This is a genomic window from Cupriavidus oxalaticus, from assembly GCF_038900635.1.
GTDB classification, from domain to species: Bacteria; Pseudomonadota; Gammaproteobacteria; order Burkholderiales; family Burkholderiaceae; genus Cupriavidus; species Cupriavidus oxalaticus_B.
The window spans coordinates 63,496-80,381 of sequence record NZ_JAYMRX010000005.1 but is presented as its reverse complement, the minus strand read 5'-3'; the positions used below and the strand labels follow the sequence as shown (position 1 = coordinate 80,381).

The window sequence follows — 16,886 nt, the reverse complement described above, 5'->3', positions numbered from 1 at the left end:
CGGCGCTCAGCGCCACATGCGCCGCAGCATGTCGTCGCCCAGCATGTAGTGGTGGAACAGCGAAGCCATCGCATGCAGCCCGATAACCAGGTAGAACGCGGTGCCCAGCGTTTCGTGGATGGCCTTGACCGTGTCCTTCAGCGCGGGGTCCGCCGCCACCAGCGCGGGCACTTCGATCCCCAGCGGCGGCAGCGCCAGCAGGTGGCCGCCGGCATTCATCGCCAGCAGTCCCAGCAGCGGCTGCGCCAGGATAAACAGGTACAGCACCCCGTGCATGGCTTCGCCCGCCAGATGCATCCAGCGCGGGCCGGGCTCTGGCGCCGGTGCGCCGCGCACCAGCCGCCACAGCAGCCGCGGCACCGCCAGCCCCAGCACAAGCGCCCCGGCCCATTCATGGATGTCCATGACCAGCACGCGCGCCGGCGTGCCCTTGTCGAAGCTGCCCTTCAGTTCGATGGCTGCATACGCCAGCGCCACCAGCACGAACACCGCCCAATGGAAGCCCACCGCGAGCCGGTCATAGCGGCGCGATGGCGACAACACCTCCGGCAGGCCCTGCATCGGCTTCATGCCCTGTGTGGTCCGGTTCATGTGGGTTCTCCTTCTTGTTCGACACGGGCCCAGCGTAGCGCAAGCGGCACGGACAGGTCCCGACCGCCATCAAGCGGCGGGCAACAAAAAACCCCGCCGCGGCGGGGTTTCTTCAGCGACGGTTCAGCTTACTTCTTGTAGTTGGCCACGCCGTCGGTGATTTCCTTGTGGGCTTCCTCGATGCCGGCCCAGCCTTCTACCTTGACCCACTTGCCGGCTTCCAGTGCCTTGTAGTGCTCAAAGAAGTGCTTGATCTGGTCCAGCAGGTTCTGCGGCACGTCCGACAGGCCCTTCATGTAGGCGGTAGCGGGCGACAGCTTGTCCACCGGCACGGCGACCAGCTTGGCATCCACGCCCGACTCGTCGGTCATCTTCAGCATGCCGAGTGCACGGCAGCGCACCACGGCACCGGCCAGGATCGGGAACGGGGACAGCACCAGCACGTCAACCGGGTCGCCGTCGCCCGACAGGGTCTGCGGGATGTAGCCGTAGTTGGCCGGATAGCGCATGCCGGTGCCGATAAAGCGGTCCACGAACAGCAGGCCGGTTTCCTTGTCGGCTTCGTACTTCACCGGATCGCTCTGGGCCGAGATCTCGATGATGACGTTGAAATCGTTGGGGATGTCCTTGCCCGGGGTGACGAGGTTGAAGCTCATGCGGTTCTCCAGATGCCTGCGCTGTGTTGTCGGATGGCGGGCATTATAGCGGCTCGCGCCTGACCGGTTGCTGACAAGCCATCGCTCCAGACCCGCTGCAACGCGTTGCAGCGACGCCCGCGTGCGCGATAATGGCGCATTCTTCAGCCGACACTGAATAGCCGCAGCCTTCGTGCTGCCCCGGAGCCACCCATGCATGCCCAGCACTTTGTCGCCAACCGCCTGATCGCGCCGGACAACGGCCTGCGCATCAAGGTGTTCGACCCGTCCAACGGCGAGCCCTTCGCCGAGATCGCCCGCGGCAACGCCACCGACATCAACGTCGCGGTCCATGCCGCCCGCCAGGCCGCCGACGGCACCTGGGGCCAGATGTCCCCCGCCGAGCGCGTGCGCCTGCTCAACCGCGTTGCCGTGGCGCTGATCGCCCACGAAGAAGAGCTGGCCGCGCTGGAAGCGCGCGATACCGGCAAGCCGCTGCGCCAGGCCCGCGCCGACGCCCGCGCGGTGGCGCGCTACTTCGAGTTTTACGCCGGCGCGGTCGACAAGCTGCACGGCCAGACCATCCCCTACAACCCTGGCTACACCGTGCTGACGGTGCGCGAGCCGCACGGCGTGACCGGCCACATCATCCCGTGGAACTACCCGCTGCAGATCTTCGGCCGCAGCGTGGGCGCGGCGCTGGCCGCCGGCAATGCCTGCGTGGTCAAGCCGGCCGAGGACGCCTGCCTGTCGCTGCTGCGCGTGGCCGAGATCGCCGCCGGGGCCGGCCTGCCCGAAGGAGCGCTCAATATCATCACCGGCTACGGCCACGAGGCCGGTGCCGCGCTGGCGCGCCATCCCGGCATCAACCACATCTCGTTCACCGGCTCGCCGCAGACGGGCAAGCTGGTGTCGCAGCTGGCCGCCGAGAACCACGTGCCGGTCACGCTGGAACTGGGCGGCAAGTCGCCGCAGATCGTGTTTGCCGATGCCGACATCGACGCGCTCGTGCCGGTGGTGGTCAACGGCATCGTGCAGAACGCCGGCCAGACCTGCTCGGCCGGCAGCCGCCTGCTGGTGGAGCGCCCGGTCTACAACGCGCTGCTCGACCGGATTGCCTCGGTGTTCGAGTCGCTGCGCGTGGGTCCGTCCGAGCTTGACCTGGAATGCGGCCCGCTGATCAGCCGCAAGCAGCAGCAGCGCGTCTGGGACTTCGTCTCCGATGCGCAGCACGCCGGCGTGGCGGTGATGGCGCAGGGCCAGATCGTGGCCGAGGCGCCCGAGGCCGGCTACTACCAGGTGCCGATGCTGTTCCGCGATGTCCCGCCCACGCACCGGCTGGCGCAGGAAGAAGTGTTCGGCCCGCTGCTGGCGGCCATGCCCTTCGACACCGAGGCGGAGGCCATCGCGCTGGCCAACGGCACGCCCTACGGTCTGGTCGCCGGCGTCTGGACCCGCGACGGCGGGCGCCAGCTGCGCCTGGCGCACAAGCTGCGCGCGGGCCAGGTCTTTATCAACAACTACGGTGCCGGCGGCGGCGTGGAACTGCCCTTCGGCGGCTCCGGCCAGTCCGGCTACGGCCGCGAAAAGGGCTTCGAGGCCCTGTACGGATTCACCACACTGAAAACCATCGCCATCCAACATGGGTAACATCAATTTCCTTTCCGTCGCGTTTGCCATCTTCTTTTTCTGGATGGCGTGGCACGTGCGGAACAAGCGCGCCACCAATCCCTCCGGCATGCCGCGGCTGCAGGTGTTCAAGCGCAAGTGGGGCGATGTGGTGGGAGACCGCGTGCACTGGTGCCTGTATGTGGCGCTGCCGTTCTTGCTGGCGGTGATGATGGTGGCGAATGCGTTGCGCGGGCAGGGGCCGTTTGCGCATTGAGGGCGAATCAGCGCCGCTTGTCTGCTGATGCCGCCTGAATCTGACTGCCGCCCGCTGCGGACGCTCCCCTCTCCCGCGCAGTGGGAGAGGGGTGGGGGTGAGGGCGGGAACATCCACGAAGTGAAGCGCTTCGGTATGCCAGCGCCTGCCCTCACCCCCGGCCCCTCTCCCGCAAGCGGGAGAGGGGAGCAAACCAGCAGATAGTCAAATGCCATAGCAATAACCACAACCCAAGGAGACAACCAATGAGACTGGCCAACAAGGTAGCGATCGTCACCGGTGGCGGTTCCGGCTTCGGCGAAGGCATTGCCCACACCTTCGCACGCGAGGGCGCCAGCGTGCTGGTGGCCGACCTGCGCGAAGACGCCGCCGAGCGCGTGGCCGCGGCAATCCGCGAGGCGGGTGGCCAGGCGCGCGCGGTGCGCGCCGACGTCTCGCGCGGCGACGATACCGAGGCCATGCGCGAGGCCGCCCTGGCCGCCTTCGGCGACGTGCATATCGTCGTCAACAACGCCGGCACCACCCATCGCAACAAACCCATCCTCGACATCACCGAGGACGAGTTCGACCGCGTCTACGCGGTCAACGTCAAGAGCATCTACTGGTCGGCGCGTGCCTTCATTCCGCACTTCCGCCGGCGCGGCGGCGGCGTGTTCGTCAATATCGCCTCCACTGCCGGCATCCGCCCGCGCCCGGGGCTGGTCTGGTACAACGGCAGCAAGGGCGCGGTCATCACCGCCAGCAAGGCCATGGCGGCGGAACTGGGCCAGGACAATATCCGCGTCAACTGCGTCAACCCGGTGATCGGCGCCACCGCGCTGCTGGAAGAATTCATGGGCATGCCCGACACGCCCGAGAATCGCGCGAAATTCCTCGCCACCATCCCGATGGGGCGCATGTCGACCCCGCAGGACGTGGCCAACGCCTGCCTGTACCTGGCTTCCGACGAAGCCGCCTTCATCACCGGCACCTGCATCGAAGTCGACGGCGGGCGCTGTGTCTGAGCCCACGGAAATTCCCTTGTCGTAACACCGCTGTACCGCGTCTGAAGAACGCAAACATCCTCAGGAGACAGCATGACAACGACCGCAGTAAGCCCCGGCGTCGGCGACGCCGCCTTTGAAGACGCCACCTACCGCAAGGTGAGCTGGCGCCTGGTGCCCTTCCTGCTGCTGTGCTACGTGGTCGCCTACCTGGACCGCGTCAACGTCGGCTTCGCCAAGCTGCAGATGCTCAACGACCTGCAGTTCAGCGAAACCATCTACGGGCTGGGCGCCGGCATCTTCTTCATCGGCTACTTCCTGTTCGAAGTGCCCAGCAACGTGATCCTGCACAAGGTGGGCGCGCGCATCTGGATCGCGCGCATCATGATCACCTGGGGCGCGATCTCGGCGGCGATGATGTTCGTCACCACGCCGACCATGTTCTACGTGCTGCGCTTCCTGCTGGGCATTGCCGAAGCCGGCTTCTTTCCCGGCATCATCCTCTACCTGACCTACTGGTATCCGGCCAACCGGCGCGGGCGCACCACCACCTTCTTCATGACCGCGATCGCGCTGTCTGGCGTCATCGGCGGGCCGCTGTCGGGGTGGATCATGCAGTCGTTCGACGGCCACAACGGCTGGTCGGGCTGGCAGTGGATGTTCCTGCTGGAAGGCGTGCCGTCGATCCTGGTGGGGCTTTGGGTGCTGGCCTACCTGGACGACCGCATCGCGCACGCCAGGTGGCTCACGGCCGAGGAAAAGGCGCTGCTCGAGCGCAATATCGCCGCCGAAGACGCGCACAAGGAAGACCCGCCGATCCGTACCGTGATGTTCAGCCCGCGCGTCTGGCTGATGAGCGCGATCTACTTCTGCTTCGTCATGGGCCTGTACGGCGTCAGTTTCTGGTTGCCGACCATCATCAAGCAGACCGGCGTGAAGAGCGCGCTCGACATCGGCCTGCTGACCGCGATCCCGTATGGCTGCGCGGTGATCGGCATGGTGCTGGTGGCGCACAGCGCCGACCGCAGCGGCGAAAGGCGCTGGCATATCGCGGTCCCGGCGCTGCTCGGCTCGTTTGGCCTGCTGCTGTCGGTGCATTGGGCCACCGATACCACGCTGGCCATGTTCGCGCTGACGCTGGCCACGATCGGCATCCTGACCACGCTGCCGCTGTTCTGGAGCCTGCCCACGTCGTTCCTGGCCGGCACCGGCGCGGCAGCGGGCATTGCGCTGATCAATTCGCTCGGCAACCTCGCCGGCTTTCTCAGCCCGTATGCGGTGGGCTGGCTCAAGGACCTGACCAGAAGCACGGACTCCGGCATGTACCTGCTGGCCGCGTGCCTGGTGGTGGGCGCGGCGCTGACGCTGTCGGTCCCGGCCCGGCTGGTGAGCCGCAGGTAGGCAGACGTCTCGCTTGAGGCCAGGCAACGGCGCTTTCCGGCAAGGGAAGCGCCGTTTTACTTTGGAACTCCGGCAAGTGCCTGGCACGCCGCCCGGGTGCCCATGACGCGCGGTCCGCTGACGCGGATGTAGGACCACGCCGGGCAGTGTGGCCACGGCTAGCGCCCTAGCATGGAAAGGAAGACACCCGGAATGATCCACACGGGGTCCTCCGGGCATGTGAATCCTGAAGTTCGCCAAGGAGGCCACGATGCCGCACCTGCCCCCGTTTGCCCCGACCCAGTCACTGAAGCGCGTCGAAGCGCGGCTCGCACGCCGCACTCGCGTCAAGCGCCTTGTGATCGCGCTCAGCGCCGGTGTGGTCGCTCTGCTGGCGCTTGTGCCGGCTGCCAGCCATGCCCAGGCACCGGTGGTCGAAGCCACGCCGACACCCGCGCCCGCCATGCCTGCGCCGGCGTCAGCGCCAGCGCCTGCAATCACTCCGGCAACGACTGCTCCGGCAACAACTGCCCCCGCAGCGACCGCCCCGCCCCCTGCCGGCGCCATCGCGCCAACTCCGGGCGTGAGCGCGCCCGCAACGCAGTCGCCCACCACCATGCCGCCGCCAGTGGCCCAGCCGGCACCGGGTACTGCCGCGCCACCGCCAACGGCATCGCCAGCGCCGCCACCGGCCGGTGCCGCACCTGCCGTGCCCGCAGCGCCAGCTACCGCGGCCCAGCCCCGCCCACCGCTGACCACGCCGCCGGCTCCGCCGCCACGTGACGCCATGGTGCAGCGTACCGCGGGGCCGGTGACCTATATCTGCGGCGGCGTCGCCGAGGACGAGCAAGTTGCGCTGCAACGGCTGGCACGCAACTTCAACATGAGCCTGCTGTTTACCCAGGGCGATCGCGGCGAGTATCTATCCGATGTCGACGTCAAGCTGATGCGCGGCAACAAGGAAGTGGCGAGCTTTGTCGCCGACGGGCCGCGCTGCCTGCTGAAGGCGCCGAGCGGCACGTACAGCGTGCGGGCGACTTACCAGGGCCGGACCAAGACGGCTACGGTGAGCACCGGCGGGCGCAACAGCCAGATGCGCTGGTAGGTCGAGGATGGGAACGCCGCAACGCGGCGTTGCCGGAGGAGAGGAAGAGCGCGCGTCTCGCGATGGCGCGCTTTTCTTTTGGCCGGATGCCTCACGTCAACTGACGGTGGTCTCCCTCTCCCGCGTGCGGGAGAGGGTTGGGGTGAGGGCCGGAGCATCGACGAAGTGAAGCGGGTCGGTCTGCCGCGCCCGCCCTCACCCCCTGCCCCTCTCCCGCGAGCGGGAGAGGGGAGCAAACCGATAGCGTTTGAAACGCTCAGCCCACCGGCCCCTCGCCCAGCATCTGCGCCACCGATGCCGCCGTCCCCGCCGCGCGTTCGCCCAGCAGGCGCTGCAGCGTGGCCAGCAAGTGGTCCTCGTTATACGGCTTGCCGAGGTAGACGTTGACGCCGATCTCCTCCGCATAGCGGCGATGCTTGTCAGCCGTGCGCGAGGTGATCATCACCAGCGGCATGTGCGTCGTGCGCGAGTCGGAACGCACGTTGCGGGTCAGGTCGAAGCCGTCCATGTTCGGCATCTCGATATCCACCAGCATCGCATCCGGCATCACGTCCTGCAGCTGCTTGAGCGCATCCACGCCGTCGCGCGCCAGCACCACCTGGTAGCCGGCACGGGTGAGCAGGCGCTGGGTCGCCTTGCGCACGGTCAGCGAATCGTCGACCACCATCACCGTGGGCTGCAGCGCCAGGCCGCGCACCGGCGCGGCGCTGCCGTCACCGGCCAGCTCGGCCACCGCGCCCAGCGGCTCGGACGCCGGCTGCGCCAGCTCTGGCGCGAACTGCGCCGGGACCATCTGCTGCGGCGCGGGCTGGCCGCGCTCGCGCAGCAGCCGCTGGGCCAGCACCACCGGGTTGTAGATCAGCACGATCTCGCCGTCGCCGAGCGTGGTCGCGCCGGCAATGCCTTCCAGGCGCGCCAGCTGCGGCCCGATGTGCTTGACCACCACTTCGCGGTTGCCGACCACCTCGTCCACGTGCACGGCGACACGTTCGGCGCCGCTGCGCACCAGCACCACCGGCGAATACTTGCGGCCAGCCGCCACGGCATTGCCCTCTTCCAGCAGCGCGCCGAAGTAGAAGAACGGCACTTCGGCGCCGGCCACCGCGAAGCGTCCCTGGTTGTAGGCCTCCACCAGCGCCGGCGCGCGCAGCTGCTGCACCTGGTCGATCATGCCGCTGGGCACCGCATAGCGCCGCGCGCCCAGCGAAAACACCAGCACTTGCGTGATGGCGGTGGTCAGCGGCAGGTGCACGGTAAAGGTAGTGCCCTGCCCGGCCTTCGATGCCAGCGTGATGCGGCCGCCCAGCGCCACGGTCTCGGCCCGCACCACGTCCATGCCGACGCCGCGCCCGGCCAGCTCGGAGACCGTGTCGGCCGTGGAGAAGCCGGGGGTAAAGATCATCTCGGTCAGGCGCGCCTCGCCGGCGTCGTCGTCCGGCACAAGCAGGCGGCGCTCGACCGCGCGCGCGCGGATGCGCGCCAGGTCCAGCCCATTGCCGTCGTCGACGAAGTGCAGCACCACTTCATTGCCTTCCTGCTGCACCTCCAGCGTCAGCGCGCCGGTGGCGGGCTTGCCGGCGGCGCGCCGCTGCAGCGCGGGCTCGATCCCATGCACCACCGCATTGCGGATCAGGTGTTCGATCGGGCCGGCCATGCGGTCCAGCACGGAGCGGTCGATTTCCACCGTGCCGCCCTTGATCAGCAGCCGCACCTCCTTGCCGGTCTCGGCGGCGGCCTGGCGCGCCACGCGGTACAGGCGCTCGGCCAGCGCGTCGAACTGCACCATGCGCGCCTGCATCAGGCTGCGCTGCAGCCCGCGCGTCAGGCGCGCCTGCGCAGCCAGGTCGCCGGCGGCGCGGTCGAAGCCGCGCTGCAGGTTCTGTTCGACGGTGGCCACGTCGTTGACCGATTCGGCCATCATCCGCGTCAGTTCCTGGAAGCGGGTGAAGCGGTCGAACTCGAGCGGGTCGAACTCCTGCTTGTGCTGCGCGTCGGCGATGCGCGACGCCATCTGCGATTCGGCCTGGATCTCGATCTCGCGCAACTGGCCGCGCAGGCGCGCGACGTTGTCGTTGAGTTCGCCCAGGTAGGTGCGCATCGCGTCGAGCTCGCTGTCGAGCCGCGCGCGCGTCGCGCCGACTTCGCCGGCCTCGTTGATCAGCGTGTCGAGCGCGCGCGCCTGCACACGCACTAGCGCACGCTGCGGCTCGGCGGCCGGCGCGAGTGCCGTGGCCGGTGCGGATGAAATGGGCGGCATCGGCACCATCACGTCCGCGGGCCCGGGCATGACGGGCAGCATGGAAACCGCCGCGGTGGCCTCGGCAGCAGCATCCCTGGCCACTTCAGGCTGCGCTTCGGCAGCGGGTTCAATTTCTTCCTGCGGTGACCCGCCCAGGCCGTTGACCGCATCGGGGTCGTCAGCGGGCAGCAGGCGTCCGGCCTGCAGCGCTTCGGCGTGCGCCAGGATGCGGTCGTACCAGGCGTAGAGGCGCCCGAACAACTGCGGGCCGGCACCCGGCGCGCCCTGCCCGGCCTGCGCGCGCAGGCTGGCATCGAGCAGTGTCTCCATCTCGTGGGCAGCCTGGCCCAGCGCCATCGCGCCCGCCATGCGCGCACTGCCCTTGAGCGTGTGCAACGCGCGCAGCACCAGTCCGCCGTGGCGCGTGTCCGCGGGCGCCGCTTCCCAGGTGCGCACCAGCTTGCCGAGTTCGGGCAGCGTGCCCTGGGCTTCCTCGAGGAAAATCTGGACCAGCGCGGGGTCAGGCGCGGAGTCGGCCGCAGCGTCGGCGGCCTCCACCGCGGCCGGCGGCCGGTGCGAAGTCGGCAGCGTAATCACGACGGCATCGTGCTGCGCAGGCGGCGCGGGCCGGGCCGGCGCTGGCGCGGACGCAAGCGCGGGCACCAATGGCGCTTCGTTTGGCGCTTCGTTGCGCGCTTCGTTGTCCTCGTGCAGCGGCTGGCCATAAAGCTGCGCCATTCCGTCCACCGGCGCGGGCGATGCCGGCACGGACACGCGTGGGCGCAGCAAGGCGCGTTCGCCGAATTCCACCAGGCTGCGGCGCAGGCCGCTATCGGCCTGCGGCCAGACGCCGGCCGCAAACTGGTGCAGCATGCCGCGCAGCCGCTCCGCCGCCTGCTCCAGCAGGCGGAAGTCGCCCGGATGCATCGCCACGGGGTGCGCGCCCAGCTGCAGCAGCAGTCCTTCCAGCGCTTCGGCGATCTCGCGCACCGGCTCCAGCCCCACGGTCGAGGCGCTGCCCTGCAGCGTGTGCGCCACGCGCAGCGCCAGCTCGCTCGGGCACGGACGGCCCTCGTGGCGCCATTCGGAGACATCGGTGGCGAACTGGCGCAGCAGGCCGTCGGCCTCCTGCAGGTAGACGTTGTAGAGCGCCAGGCCAATGCGCACCGGGCCGATGACCTTGTAGTTGTCCTCGTCGCCGGACAGGCCGCCGGTGAGGCGGAACGGGATGACGTTGTCGTCGTCGGCGGGCGTGTCCTGCGGTGCCGCCGCGCCCGGCTGGCTGTCGTGCGCGGACGCCGCTTGCGGATCCGCGTCGGGGATCGATCGCTCGGCTGGCACCGGCTCTTCAGCCTTCACCAGGCCGCCGTCGCGCACCGCCTCGGCGGTCGCCACCAGCGTCGCGATGTCGTGCGTCGCGGCTGCATCGCGGTGCAGCTGTGCCACCCACGCCGAGAGCTCGGCGTGCGCGCGGCGCAGCAGCGACAGCAGCGCCGGCACCGGCGCGCGCGCCTCGGCGATCCACAGGTTCATCACCTGCTCCACCGCCCAGGCGGCTTCGCCGTAGCGATGCAGCCCGACCATGCGGCTCGAGCCCTTGAGCGTATGGAAAGCGCGCCGCACGCGGCTGAGCGTATCGGCATCGCGCAACGCATCGACGCCTGTGTTGAGGTCGCCGGCAATACCGCCCAGCACCTCGTCAGCTTCGTTCAGGAAGATGTCGAGCAGTTCGGCATCGACCGCCGCGCTGTCGCCGGCCGCGGGCAGGGCCGGCGCTGTGGCGGCGGCAGGCAGCGGCGCAGGTTCGGGTTCGCCCGCGGCATCGGCCAGCGCCAGCATCAGGCGGCCGGCGGCATCGTCGCTGCCGGCCAGCCAGGCATTGCATTGCGTGGTGGCATCGGCGGCGCGGCGCCGCAGCGGCGCGTTGTCGTCGATCGCGGCCTGGTCCGCCAGCGCCTGCAGCGCGGCACGCAGGCGCTGCACCTGCGGCGCGTCGGGCATGGGGCCGGCCTGCAGCGCTTCGGCCGCGGCGTCGCGGGCGGCAGCGAGCGGATCCTGGGAAGCGCGCCCGTCGGCGGCGGCGGCCGCTTCGGCGGGGATGTCGTGACGGCGGGCGCGGCCGAATTCGAGCGCATCGGCAAAGGCATGGACGGTGCCCAGCTCTGCCGCCACGGCGGCGAGCAGTTCGGTGCGCGTGGCGGGGTCGGATGCATGCAAGGCATCGCCGACCGCGGCCAGCCGCGCGTTGACGTCCCGCACCGCAGCGGTGGCCCTGCCCGCGTCGCCGGCCAGCACGGCCGGCAGCGCCGGCGACGCTTGCAGCCGCTCCAGCGTGCTGCCCAGCGCCGCGAACGCCTGGCGTGCGTCGCGCAGGTGGCCGGCGCCATCGGCACGCGCGGCGTTGCGGTCATAGCTGTCCAGCCACGACTCGCCACTGTCGAGTTGCGCGCGCAGCTGCGCCACGGCCTCGCCGCGCAGCGCCTGCGCGCGCGCATCGTCGACCATGCTGGCCAGCCACGCCGGTGCGCCCACGGCGGGATCCGACAGCGACTGGTGCAGGCAGTCGGCCAGTGCCTCGCACTGCGCGGCAAAGCGCGCCGCGGCGGGATGGGCGGATTGTCCGTGCACGCGCCACGGCAAGGCCAGCGCACGCGCCAGGAACAGCGCGATGCCGCTGGCGCCCAGCGCTCCGGCACGGCTAAGCTCCCAACCGGGCCCCGCGGCCGCCATCGCCGCCTGCGACAGGCAGCGCTGCAGCGGCGGCTGGCCCAGCGGCTGTGCGGCTTCGGCAAGCGCCGCCAGCGCGGTTTCCCAGCCGGCCTGGTCGCCGGCCGCGGCCTGCTCCAGCCCCGCCGCGGCCTGCTGCAGGTTGCGCGTATCGATGGGGTCGAGCCAGCCGTAGTAGCGCAGCCGAAAGTCGGCATCGGCCACCGCGTGCGCGGCGTCGAGACGGAAGGCCGCCAGCGTACGGGCGATGTCGCTGCGCACGGCAGCGGCGCCATCGGCCTGGGCCGCGTCGCCGGCCAACGTTTTCGCCAGCCCCGTGCACACCAGCAGGAACACCGCATCGTTCAGCAGCGCCTGCGGCACGCGCACATGCCCTTGCTGGTACTGGCGCAGCAACAGGTTGGCACGCCCGGCAAAGCGCTTGGCCAGCAGGTCGGACGGCAGCAGTCCATGCGCGAGCGCGCGGAACACCAGCCCCAGCACATGCCAGACGTCACGGTCCGGATGGTCGGCGGCGCGGCGCGGCTCCTGCTCGTTGGCGCGCACTTCGTCGAGCGCCGCATGCAGCGGCAGCCAGGCCTCGCGCAGCAGGGCAGCGTCATGGCACGCGGCGGGCAGGCGCATGGCCTTGAGCAGCGCGGCCTCGAACTGCTGGCGCGCGCGCGTGATGGCGGCGGGGCTGCGCGCCGGCAGCAGCATGCCGGGCAGCATCTGCAGCTCGTCGAGCCACAGGTCGGCAGGATGCACGCGCTCCTCGCGCAGTTGCGCCAGCACGCCGGCGTAGGGCTGGAACAGCCGCAGCGGGGCCTCGTCGTCGCCGGCCATCAGGTCGTCGACATATTCGGCCAGTGCCTGCACGCCGGCGCGGAACACCGCCAGCGCCTGCGCATCGGCGGCGAGCTGGCCGGCATCGATGGCTTCGAGCAGCCGGCGCAGCGCCTGGCAGTACGGATCGGTGCCGCGCAGGCCGACAATGTGCACCGCGCCGGCGGCCTGGTGCAGGTGCTGGCCGGCAAGCCGCAGCGAGGTGGTATCGCGCGCGCCCAGCGCCTCGGGCGCCTGGCGGATTTCATCGACGTAGTGGCCCAGCTCCGCGGCCGCGTCTTCGAGCGCGCCGCGCAGGCTCGGCGCGAGCCACGCCAGCCCCGACAGGTCGCGCGCCGCGCCGCCGGCGTCGGCCGGCACGGCAGTGGTGGCCGATGCGGGCAGCGGCGCCGCTTCCGGTTCGGGCATGGCAGGCGCCGGCAGCGATGCGTTGGCATCGGCCGCGTCGCTCGGGATCGGGAAATTCATGGACATGACGGCTTCCAGTGCGGCGCCGCCAGGGCGGCCGCGGGCGGCCCGCCGCGGCGGCAGGCAGGCGCTGGGTTGGCTTGTTGGCAGGCGCAGCGTTGGCGGTGGCGGCGGTGGCGGCAGTTGCCGCGCTGCGCGGAAGCGGTCGCAGGCGTCATCCGGCCACTCAGACGATCTTGAAGCGCGACACCGAGTTGCGCAGTTCCTCGGACAGCAGCGTCAGCTGGCGCACGGATTGCGCGGTCTGGCGCGTGCCGCTGGTGGTCTGCTCGGTCACCTGCAGGATGCGTTCGATATGGCGCGCCACGGTGGTGGCAAGGTCGGCCTCGTGCGAGGTGGACTGCGAGATCTGCTCGATCAGTTCCGCCAGCTGGCGCGACACCCGGCCGATCTCGACCAGCGCCGCGCCGGCGTTGTCGGACAGGCGCGCGCCCTCGACCACGCCCTGCGTGCTGCGCTCCATGGCGTGCACGGCGTCCTGGGTATCGGTCTGGATGGTGCGGATCAGCGCGCCGATCTGCTTGGTGGCCTCGCCGGAACGTTCAGCCAGCCGCTGCACTTCCTCGGCCACCACCGAGAAGCCGCGCCCGGCTTCGCCGGCCGAGGCGGCCTGGATGGCGGCGTTCAGCGCCAGCACGTTGGTCTGCTCGGTAATGTCGGAAATCAGCTCGACGATTTCACCGATCTCCTGCGACGATTCGCCCAGGCGCTTGATCCGCTTGGAGGTTTCCTGGATCTGCTCGCGGATGTCGTTCATGCCGGTGATGGCGTCCTGCACCGCCTGCTGGCCCTGCTCGGCCGCGGTCAGCGAGGCACGCGCCACATTGGCCGACTCGGCCGCGCCGCGCGACACCTGCGTAATGCGGTCGGCCATCTCCACCACCGATTCGCCGGTCTGGCGGATCTGGCGCGACTGCTCCTCGGTAGTCGACAGCAGTTGGGTCGAGGTGGCCTGCACCTGCCCAGACGCCTGCGTCACCTCGCCGGCGGTCTGCTGCACCCGGCCGACCAGCTCGCGCAGTTCTTCCACGGTGTAGTTGACCGAGTCGGCGATGGCTCCGGTGATGTCCTCGGTCACCGTGGCCTGGCGCGTCAGGTCGCCGTCGGCGATGTCCTGCAGCTCGTTCATCAGCTGCAGAATGGCCTTCTGGGTGTTGTCGTTATTGCGCTTTTCATCGAGGCGGCGCGCTTCGGCCTCGCGTTCGCGCGCCTCGGCTTCGACCGCGCGCATGCGCGAATCGCGCAGGTACAGCGCGGCCAGGCCGACCAGGCACAGCAGCGTCAGCAGCGCCGACACCACGGTCGCGCCCAGCGTCACCGGGCGCAGGCGCGCCGACTCGGCATAGGCGCGCTGCAAGGCCGACAGTTCGCCGCGCAGCGCCTCGTTGTCGTTGAAGATCTGCTGCTGCGCGCGCTTGGCGGCGATCAGGCCGGGCAGGTTCTGCAGGATGGTCTGGGTGGTCTTCTGTACCGCGTCGAAACGCTGCGACAGCTGCTTCAGGTAGCCGCGCGTCTCTTCGTCGGTGGCCGCGGAGAGGCGCAGCGCTTCGCTGCCGTTCATCAGGCCGTCGAGCGTCTCGCGGAAGGTGTTGGTGTCCTTGCCGAGCAGGAACGCGGTTTCGGGATTGACGCCTTCGCCGGCCAGGAACTCGTTCAGGTTCTTGCCCAGGCGCTGCGTCAGCATCACCAGCTGCGCGGAGGCCGCCACCTCGCGCGCATTGGCGCCGGACTGCAGCTTGATCGCGGCCACCTGCTCGGCGGCTTCCAGCAGTTCGGGGTTCGAGGCGTTGAAGACCTGCAGGGTCTGGCCGATGGTGGTCAGCACCGGCTGCTGGGCCAGCACGTCGGCCGCGCTCTTCTCGGAGCGCTTCCACGACGTCATGGCGGCCTCCAGCAGCGGCGCGGCATCGCCCGCGGTGGCGCGCACGCGCTTCTCGTCGCTGCCGTCCTGCAGCGCCTTCAGGTCCTTTGCCAGCGTCTCCTTGGACTCGCGCAGCTGCGTAAAGGCCTGCGCATTGCCCAGCAGCGCCACCGGCACCGCCTTGCCCAGGCGCTGCGAGTGCATCAGCATGTCGCCGGCGATCTCGATCTGCGCCGCGGCATTGTTGGCGATGCGGTTATCCAGGTACACCGAGCCCAGCAGCGCCACCAGCGACACCACCACGCCCACCGTCAGCACCCGCTGCTGCGACGAGAACGGCATGCGGCCCATCCACGCCGACACATGCTCCAGCGGCGTGGCGCCAAGCCCGGCGGGCGCGGCTTCCCGGTCGCCGGCATAGGCCATGTCCGGCCCGCCGCCAAGGGCGGCCGCTCCCGCGGCGTCGGCTGCCGGCGTACGCCGGCCCAGGCTGAATTTCTTGAAACCCATGGCACCCTCTTCCGTTTTATTCGTTGTGTGCCCGGCGGCTCGTGCCGGGTGCGCCAGGCCGGGGCCAGCGCTTGTCTTTTTTCCCGCGCGCGGCTCGGGCGCCGCGCGCGCCGGCCTCAGGCCGCGCTGCGGCCCACCTGCAGGAACGCCGGCGCGTCCAGCAGCGCGGGCACGTTGAGCACCTGCCAGTCGCGCCCGTCGCGATCGGCAAAGCGCTGGCCCTCCCAGGCCGGCGCCTCATCCGGTTGCCACGCCGCCTCCCCGTGCGGCAGGCCCAGCTCCGCGGCATGGCGCAAACCCGCCACGCGCGTGGCCAGGATCGCGCAGGCGCGCTCCACCTGGCGCGACAGCACCACCAGCTTGCTGCCAGGCTGCACCGGCGTGGGCGCGCCGCCGCAGAACAGGCTGAAATCGATCACGCCCAGCAGGCTGCCGCGCGCATTGACCAGGCCGCTGTACCACGGCTGCGTCAGCGGCACGCGGCTGGGCTGGCGCATGTCGAGCACCTCGCCGGTCTCCGCCAGCGGCAGCAGCCAGTGGCGCGCGCCGATCTGCAGCGCCAGGTAGCTGTCTGCGGCGGGCAGGCTGCGCGCCTCGCGCAGGCGCCGGGCCAGCATGGCCTGGTAGTCCTGCAGGCGGGTGTGGCGGGCGCGTAGGTCTTGGCGTGGCGCGTTCATATGGCGGTCCCCGGTACTGGTGGTGGCATCCCGTACGGCCGGCGCTGGCGGCTCAGTGCGCCAGCGCGGCGATCTTGCCCAGCAGTTCCTCGCCGTCGACCGGCTTGACGATGTAGTCCGACGCACCCTGGCGCATGCCCCAGATGCGGTCGGTGTCCAGGCCCTTGCTGGTGCACATGATCACGGGGATGTCCTTGAAGCGGTCGTCGCGCTTGATCGCGCGGGTGGCCTGGTAGCCGTTCTGGCCGGGCATCACCACGTCCATGAGGATCAGGTCGAAGCTTTCCGATTCCAGGCGCGCGAAGGCCTGGTCGCTGTTGCCGGCGACCGAGACCTTGAAGCCGCGCTTGCCGAGCAGGTCGGACATGAACAGCGCTTCGGTCGGGGAATCGTCGACGATCAGGATCTTGTTGATGGCAGTCATGAGGTTTCCTTCGGTTCGTTCATGCCGGCAAAGCCCGTTCCGCTCCGTCAGCGTGGACCGGCAGGCAGGCCTGCACGGCCTGCAGCAGCGCTTCGCGGGTGAACGGCTTGGCCAGATGGTCATGCGCCCCCACCAGGCGGCCGCGCGAGCGGTCGAACACGCCGTCGCGCGAGGACAGCATGATCACGGGGATGGCGTGGAAGCGCGGGCTTTTCTTGATCAGGGAGCAGGTCTGGTAGCCGTCCAGCCGGGGCATCAGGATGTCGCAGAAGACCAGGTCCGGATGCAGCTCGCCGACCTTGGCCAGCGCCTCGAAGCCGTCCTCGGCCAGCATTACCTGGAATCCCGCCTGCGACAGGAAGATCTCCGCGGTGCGGCGGATGGTGCTGGAATCGTCGATGACCAGCACCTTGCGGCGCGCGCGCGACTGGGTGTCCGGTATTGGTGCGCCAGGCGCCGCAATGCTGACGCCGGCGGCATTGACCCGCTGGTTTTCTTCTGTTTGAGCGACCCGCATGTTGTTCCCGCGACCGGCCACGCCATGCGGCGCGCCGGCAAGCACCAGAGAACACCCGT

At 70.0% G+C, this 16,886-nt stretch carries 12 protein-coding genes; 5 read left to right on the top strand and 7 right to left on the bottom strand.

Annotated features, from left to right (window positions below):
* Positions 1-6: 6 nt before the first annotated feature.
* Entirely contained in the window at positions 7-591 is a 585-nt protein-coding gene (locus tag VSR71_RS10740; protein ID WP_428979383.1) for a cytochrome b, read from the bottom strand.
* Between the two features lie 128 nt (positions 592-719).
* Positions 720-1,247, bottom strand: coding sequence for an inorganic diphosphatase (gene ppa / locus VSR71_RS10735; RefSeq protein ID WP_029045751.1), 528 nt, complete (start codon positions 1,245-1,247; stop codon positions 720-722).
* Positions 1,248-1,439: 192 nt separating this feature from the next.
* Between ppa and VSR71_RS10730 the strand changes: the two genes are divergently transcribed.
* From VSR71_RS10730 to VSR71_RS10710, 5 genes are all read left to right on the top strand, one after another.
* A complete protein-coding gene (locus VSR71_RS10730; protein ID WP_342913858.1) occupies positions 1,440-2,876 on the top strand; it encodes an aldehyde dehydrogenase family protein in 1,437 nt (478 codons plus the stop codon).
* The gene (locus VSR71_RS10725; RefSeq protein WP_342913857.1) at positions 2,869-3,111 is read left to right on the top strand and encodes a hypothetical protein; all 243 of its coding nucleotides are present in this window, start codon (positions 2,869-2,871) and stop codon (positions 3,109-3,111) included. Before VSR71_RS10730 ends, VSR71_RS10725 begins: the two co-directional genes overlap by 8 nt.
* A 245-nt stretch (positions 3,112-3,356) precedes the next feature.
* A complete protein-coding gene (locus tag VSR71_RS10720; RefSeq protein ID WP_342913856.1) occupies positions 3,357-4,115 on the top strand; it encodes an SDR family oxidoreductase in 759 nt (252 codons plus the stop codon).
* A 72-nt stretch (positions 4,116-4,187) separates the two neighbouring features.
* The gene (locus VSR71_RS10715; RefSeq protein WP_342913855.1) at positions 4,188-5,495 is read left to right on the top strand and encodes an MFS transporter; all 1,308 of its coding nucleotides are present in this window, start codon (positions 4,188-4,190) and stop codon (positions 5,493-5,495) included.
* Positions 5,496-6,090: 595 nt separating this feature from the next.
* Entirely contained in the window at positions 6,091-6,579 is a 489-nt protein-coding gene (locus VSR71_RS10710; RefSeq protein WP_428979388.1) for a hypothetical protein, read from the top strand.
* A 256-nt stretch (positions 6,580-6,835) separates the two neighbouring features.
* Here the strand turns inward: VSR71_RS10710 and VSR71_RS10705 are convergent, their stop codons facing one another.
* The 5 genes from VSR71_RS10705 to VSR71_RS10685 all read right to left on the bottom strand — a co-directional run bounded on the left by VSR71_RS10705 (position 6,836) and on the right by VSR71_RS10685 (position 16,827).
* A complete protein-coding gene (locus tag VSR71_RS10705) occupies positions 6,836-12,844 on the bottom strand; it encodes an Hpt domain-containing protein (protein WP_342913854.1) in 6,009 nt (2,002 codons plus the stop codon).
* Positions 12,845-13,004: 160 nt separating this feature from the next.
* Positions 13,005-15,209 carry a methyl-accepting chemotaxis protein gene (locus VSR71_RS10700; RefSeq protein ID WP_342913853.1) on the bottom strand — a complete coding sequence of 735 codons (2,205 nt, stop codon included), beginning with the start codon at positions 15,207-15,209 and terminating at the stop codon, positions 13,005-13,007.
* 116 nt (positions 15,210-15,325) lie between these two features.
* A complete protein-coding gene (locus VSR71_RS10695) occupies positions 15,326-15,886 on the bottom strand; it encodes a chemotaxis protein CheW (protein ID WP_342913852.1) in 561 nt (186 codons plus the stop codon).
* A 52-nt stretch (positions 15,887-15,938) separates the two neighbouring features.
* Positions 15,939-16,310, bottom strand: a complete 372-nt coding sequence (locus tag VSR71_RS10690; RefSeq protein WP_029045760.1) for a response regulator — start codon at positions 16,308-16,310, stop codon at positions 15,939-15,941.
* A 19-nt stretch (positions 16,311-16,329) separates the two neighbouring features.
* Positions 16,330-16,827 (bottom strand): response regulator, encoded by a 498-nt coding sequence (locus tag VSR71_RS10685; protein ID WP_342913851.1) that lies wholly within the window; start codon positions 16,825-16,827, stop codon positions 16,330-16,332.
* Between the last annotated feature and the right edge of the window lie 59 nt (positions 16,828-16,886).

Coding starts and splice junctions, on each gene's coding strand:
- VSR71_RS10725 (WP_342913857.1), top strand. CDS start 2,869: ATGGGTAACATCAATTTCCTTTCCGTCGCGTTTGCCATCTTCTTTTTC.
- VSR71_RS10700 (WP_342913853.1), bottom strand. CDS start 15,209: ATGGGTTTCAAGAAATTCAGCCTGGGCCGGCGTACGCCGGCAGCCGAC.
- VSR71_RS10740 (WP_428979383.1), bottom strand. CDS start 591: ATGAACCGGACCACACAGGGCATGAAGCCGATGCAGGGCCTGCCGGAG.
- VSR71_RS10720 (WP_342913856.1), top strand. CDS start 3,357: ATGAGACTGGCCAACAAGGTAGCGATCGTCACCGGTGGCGGTTCCGGC.
- VSR71_RS10685 (WP_342913851.1), bottom strand. CDS start 16,827: ATGCGGGTCGCTCAAACAGAAGAAAACCAGCGGGTCAATGCCGCCGGC.
- VSR71_RS10705 (WP_342913854.1), bottom strand. CDS start 12,844: ATGTCCATGAATTTCCCGATCCCGAGCGACGCGGCCGATGCCAACGCA.
- VSR71_RS10715 (WP_342913855.1), top strand. CDS start 4,188: ATGACAACGACCGCAGTAAGCCCCGGCGTCGGCGACGCCGCCTTTGAA.
- VSR71_RS10710 (WP_428979388.1), top strand. CDS start 6,091: ATGCCGCCGCCAGTGGCCCAGCCGGCACCGGGTACTGCCGCGCCACCG.
- VSR71_RS10730 (WP_342913858.1), top strand. CDS start 1,440: ATGCATGCCCAGCACTTTGTCGCCAACCGCCTGATCGCGCCGGACAAC.
- VSR71_RS10695 (WP_342913852.1), bottom strand. CDS start 15,886: ATGAACGCGCCACGCCAAGACCTACGCGCCCGCCACACCCGCCTGCAG.
- ppa (WP_029045751.1), bottom strand. CDS start 1,247: ATGAGCTTCAACCTCGTCACCCCGGGCAAGGACATCCCCAACGATTTC.
- VSR71_RS10690 (WP_029045760.1), bottom strand. CDS start 16,310: ATGACTGCCATCAACAAGATCCTGATCGTCGACGATTCCCCGACCGAA.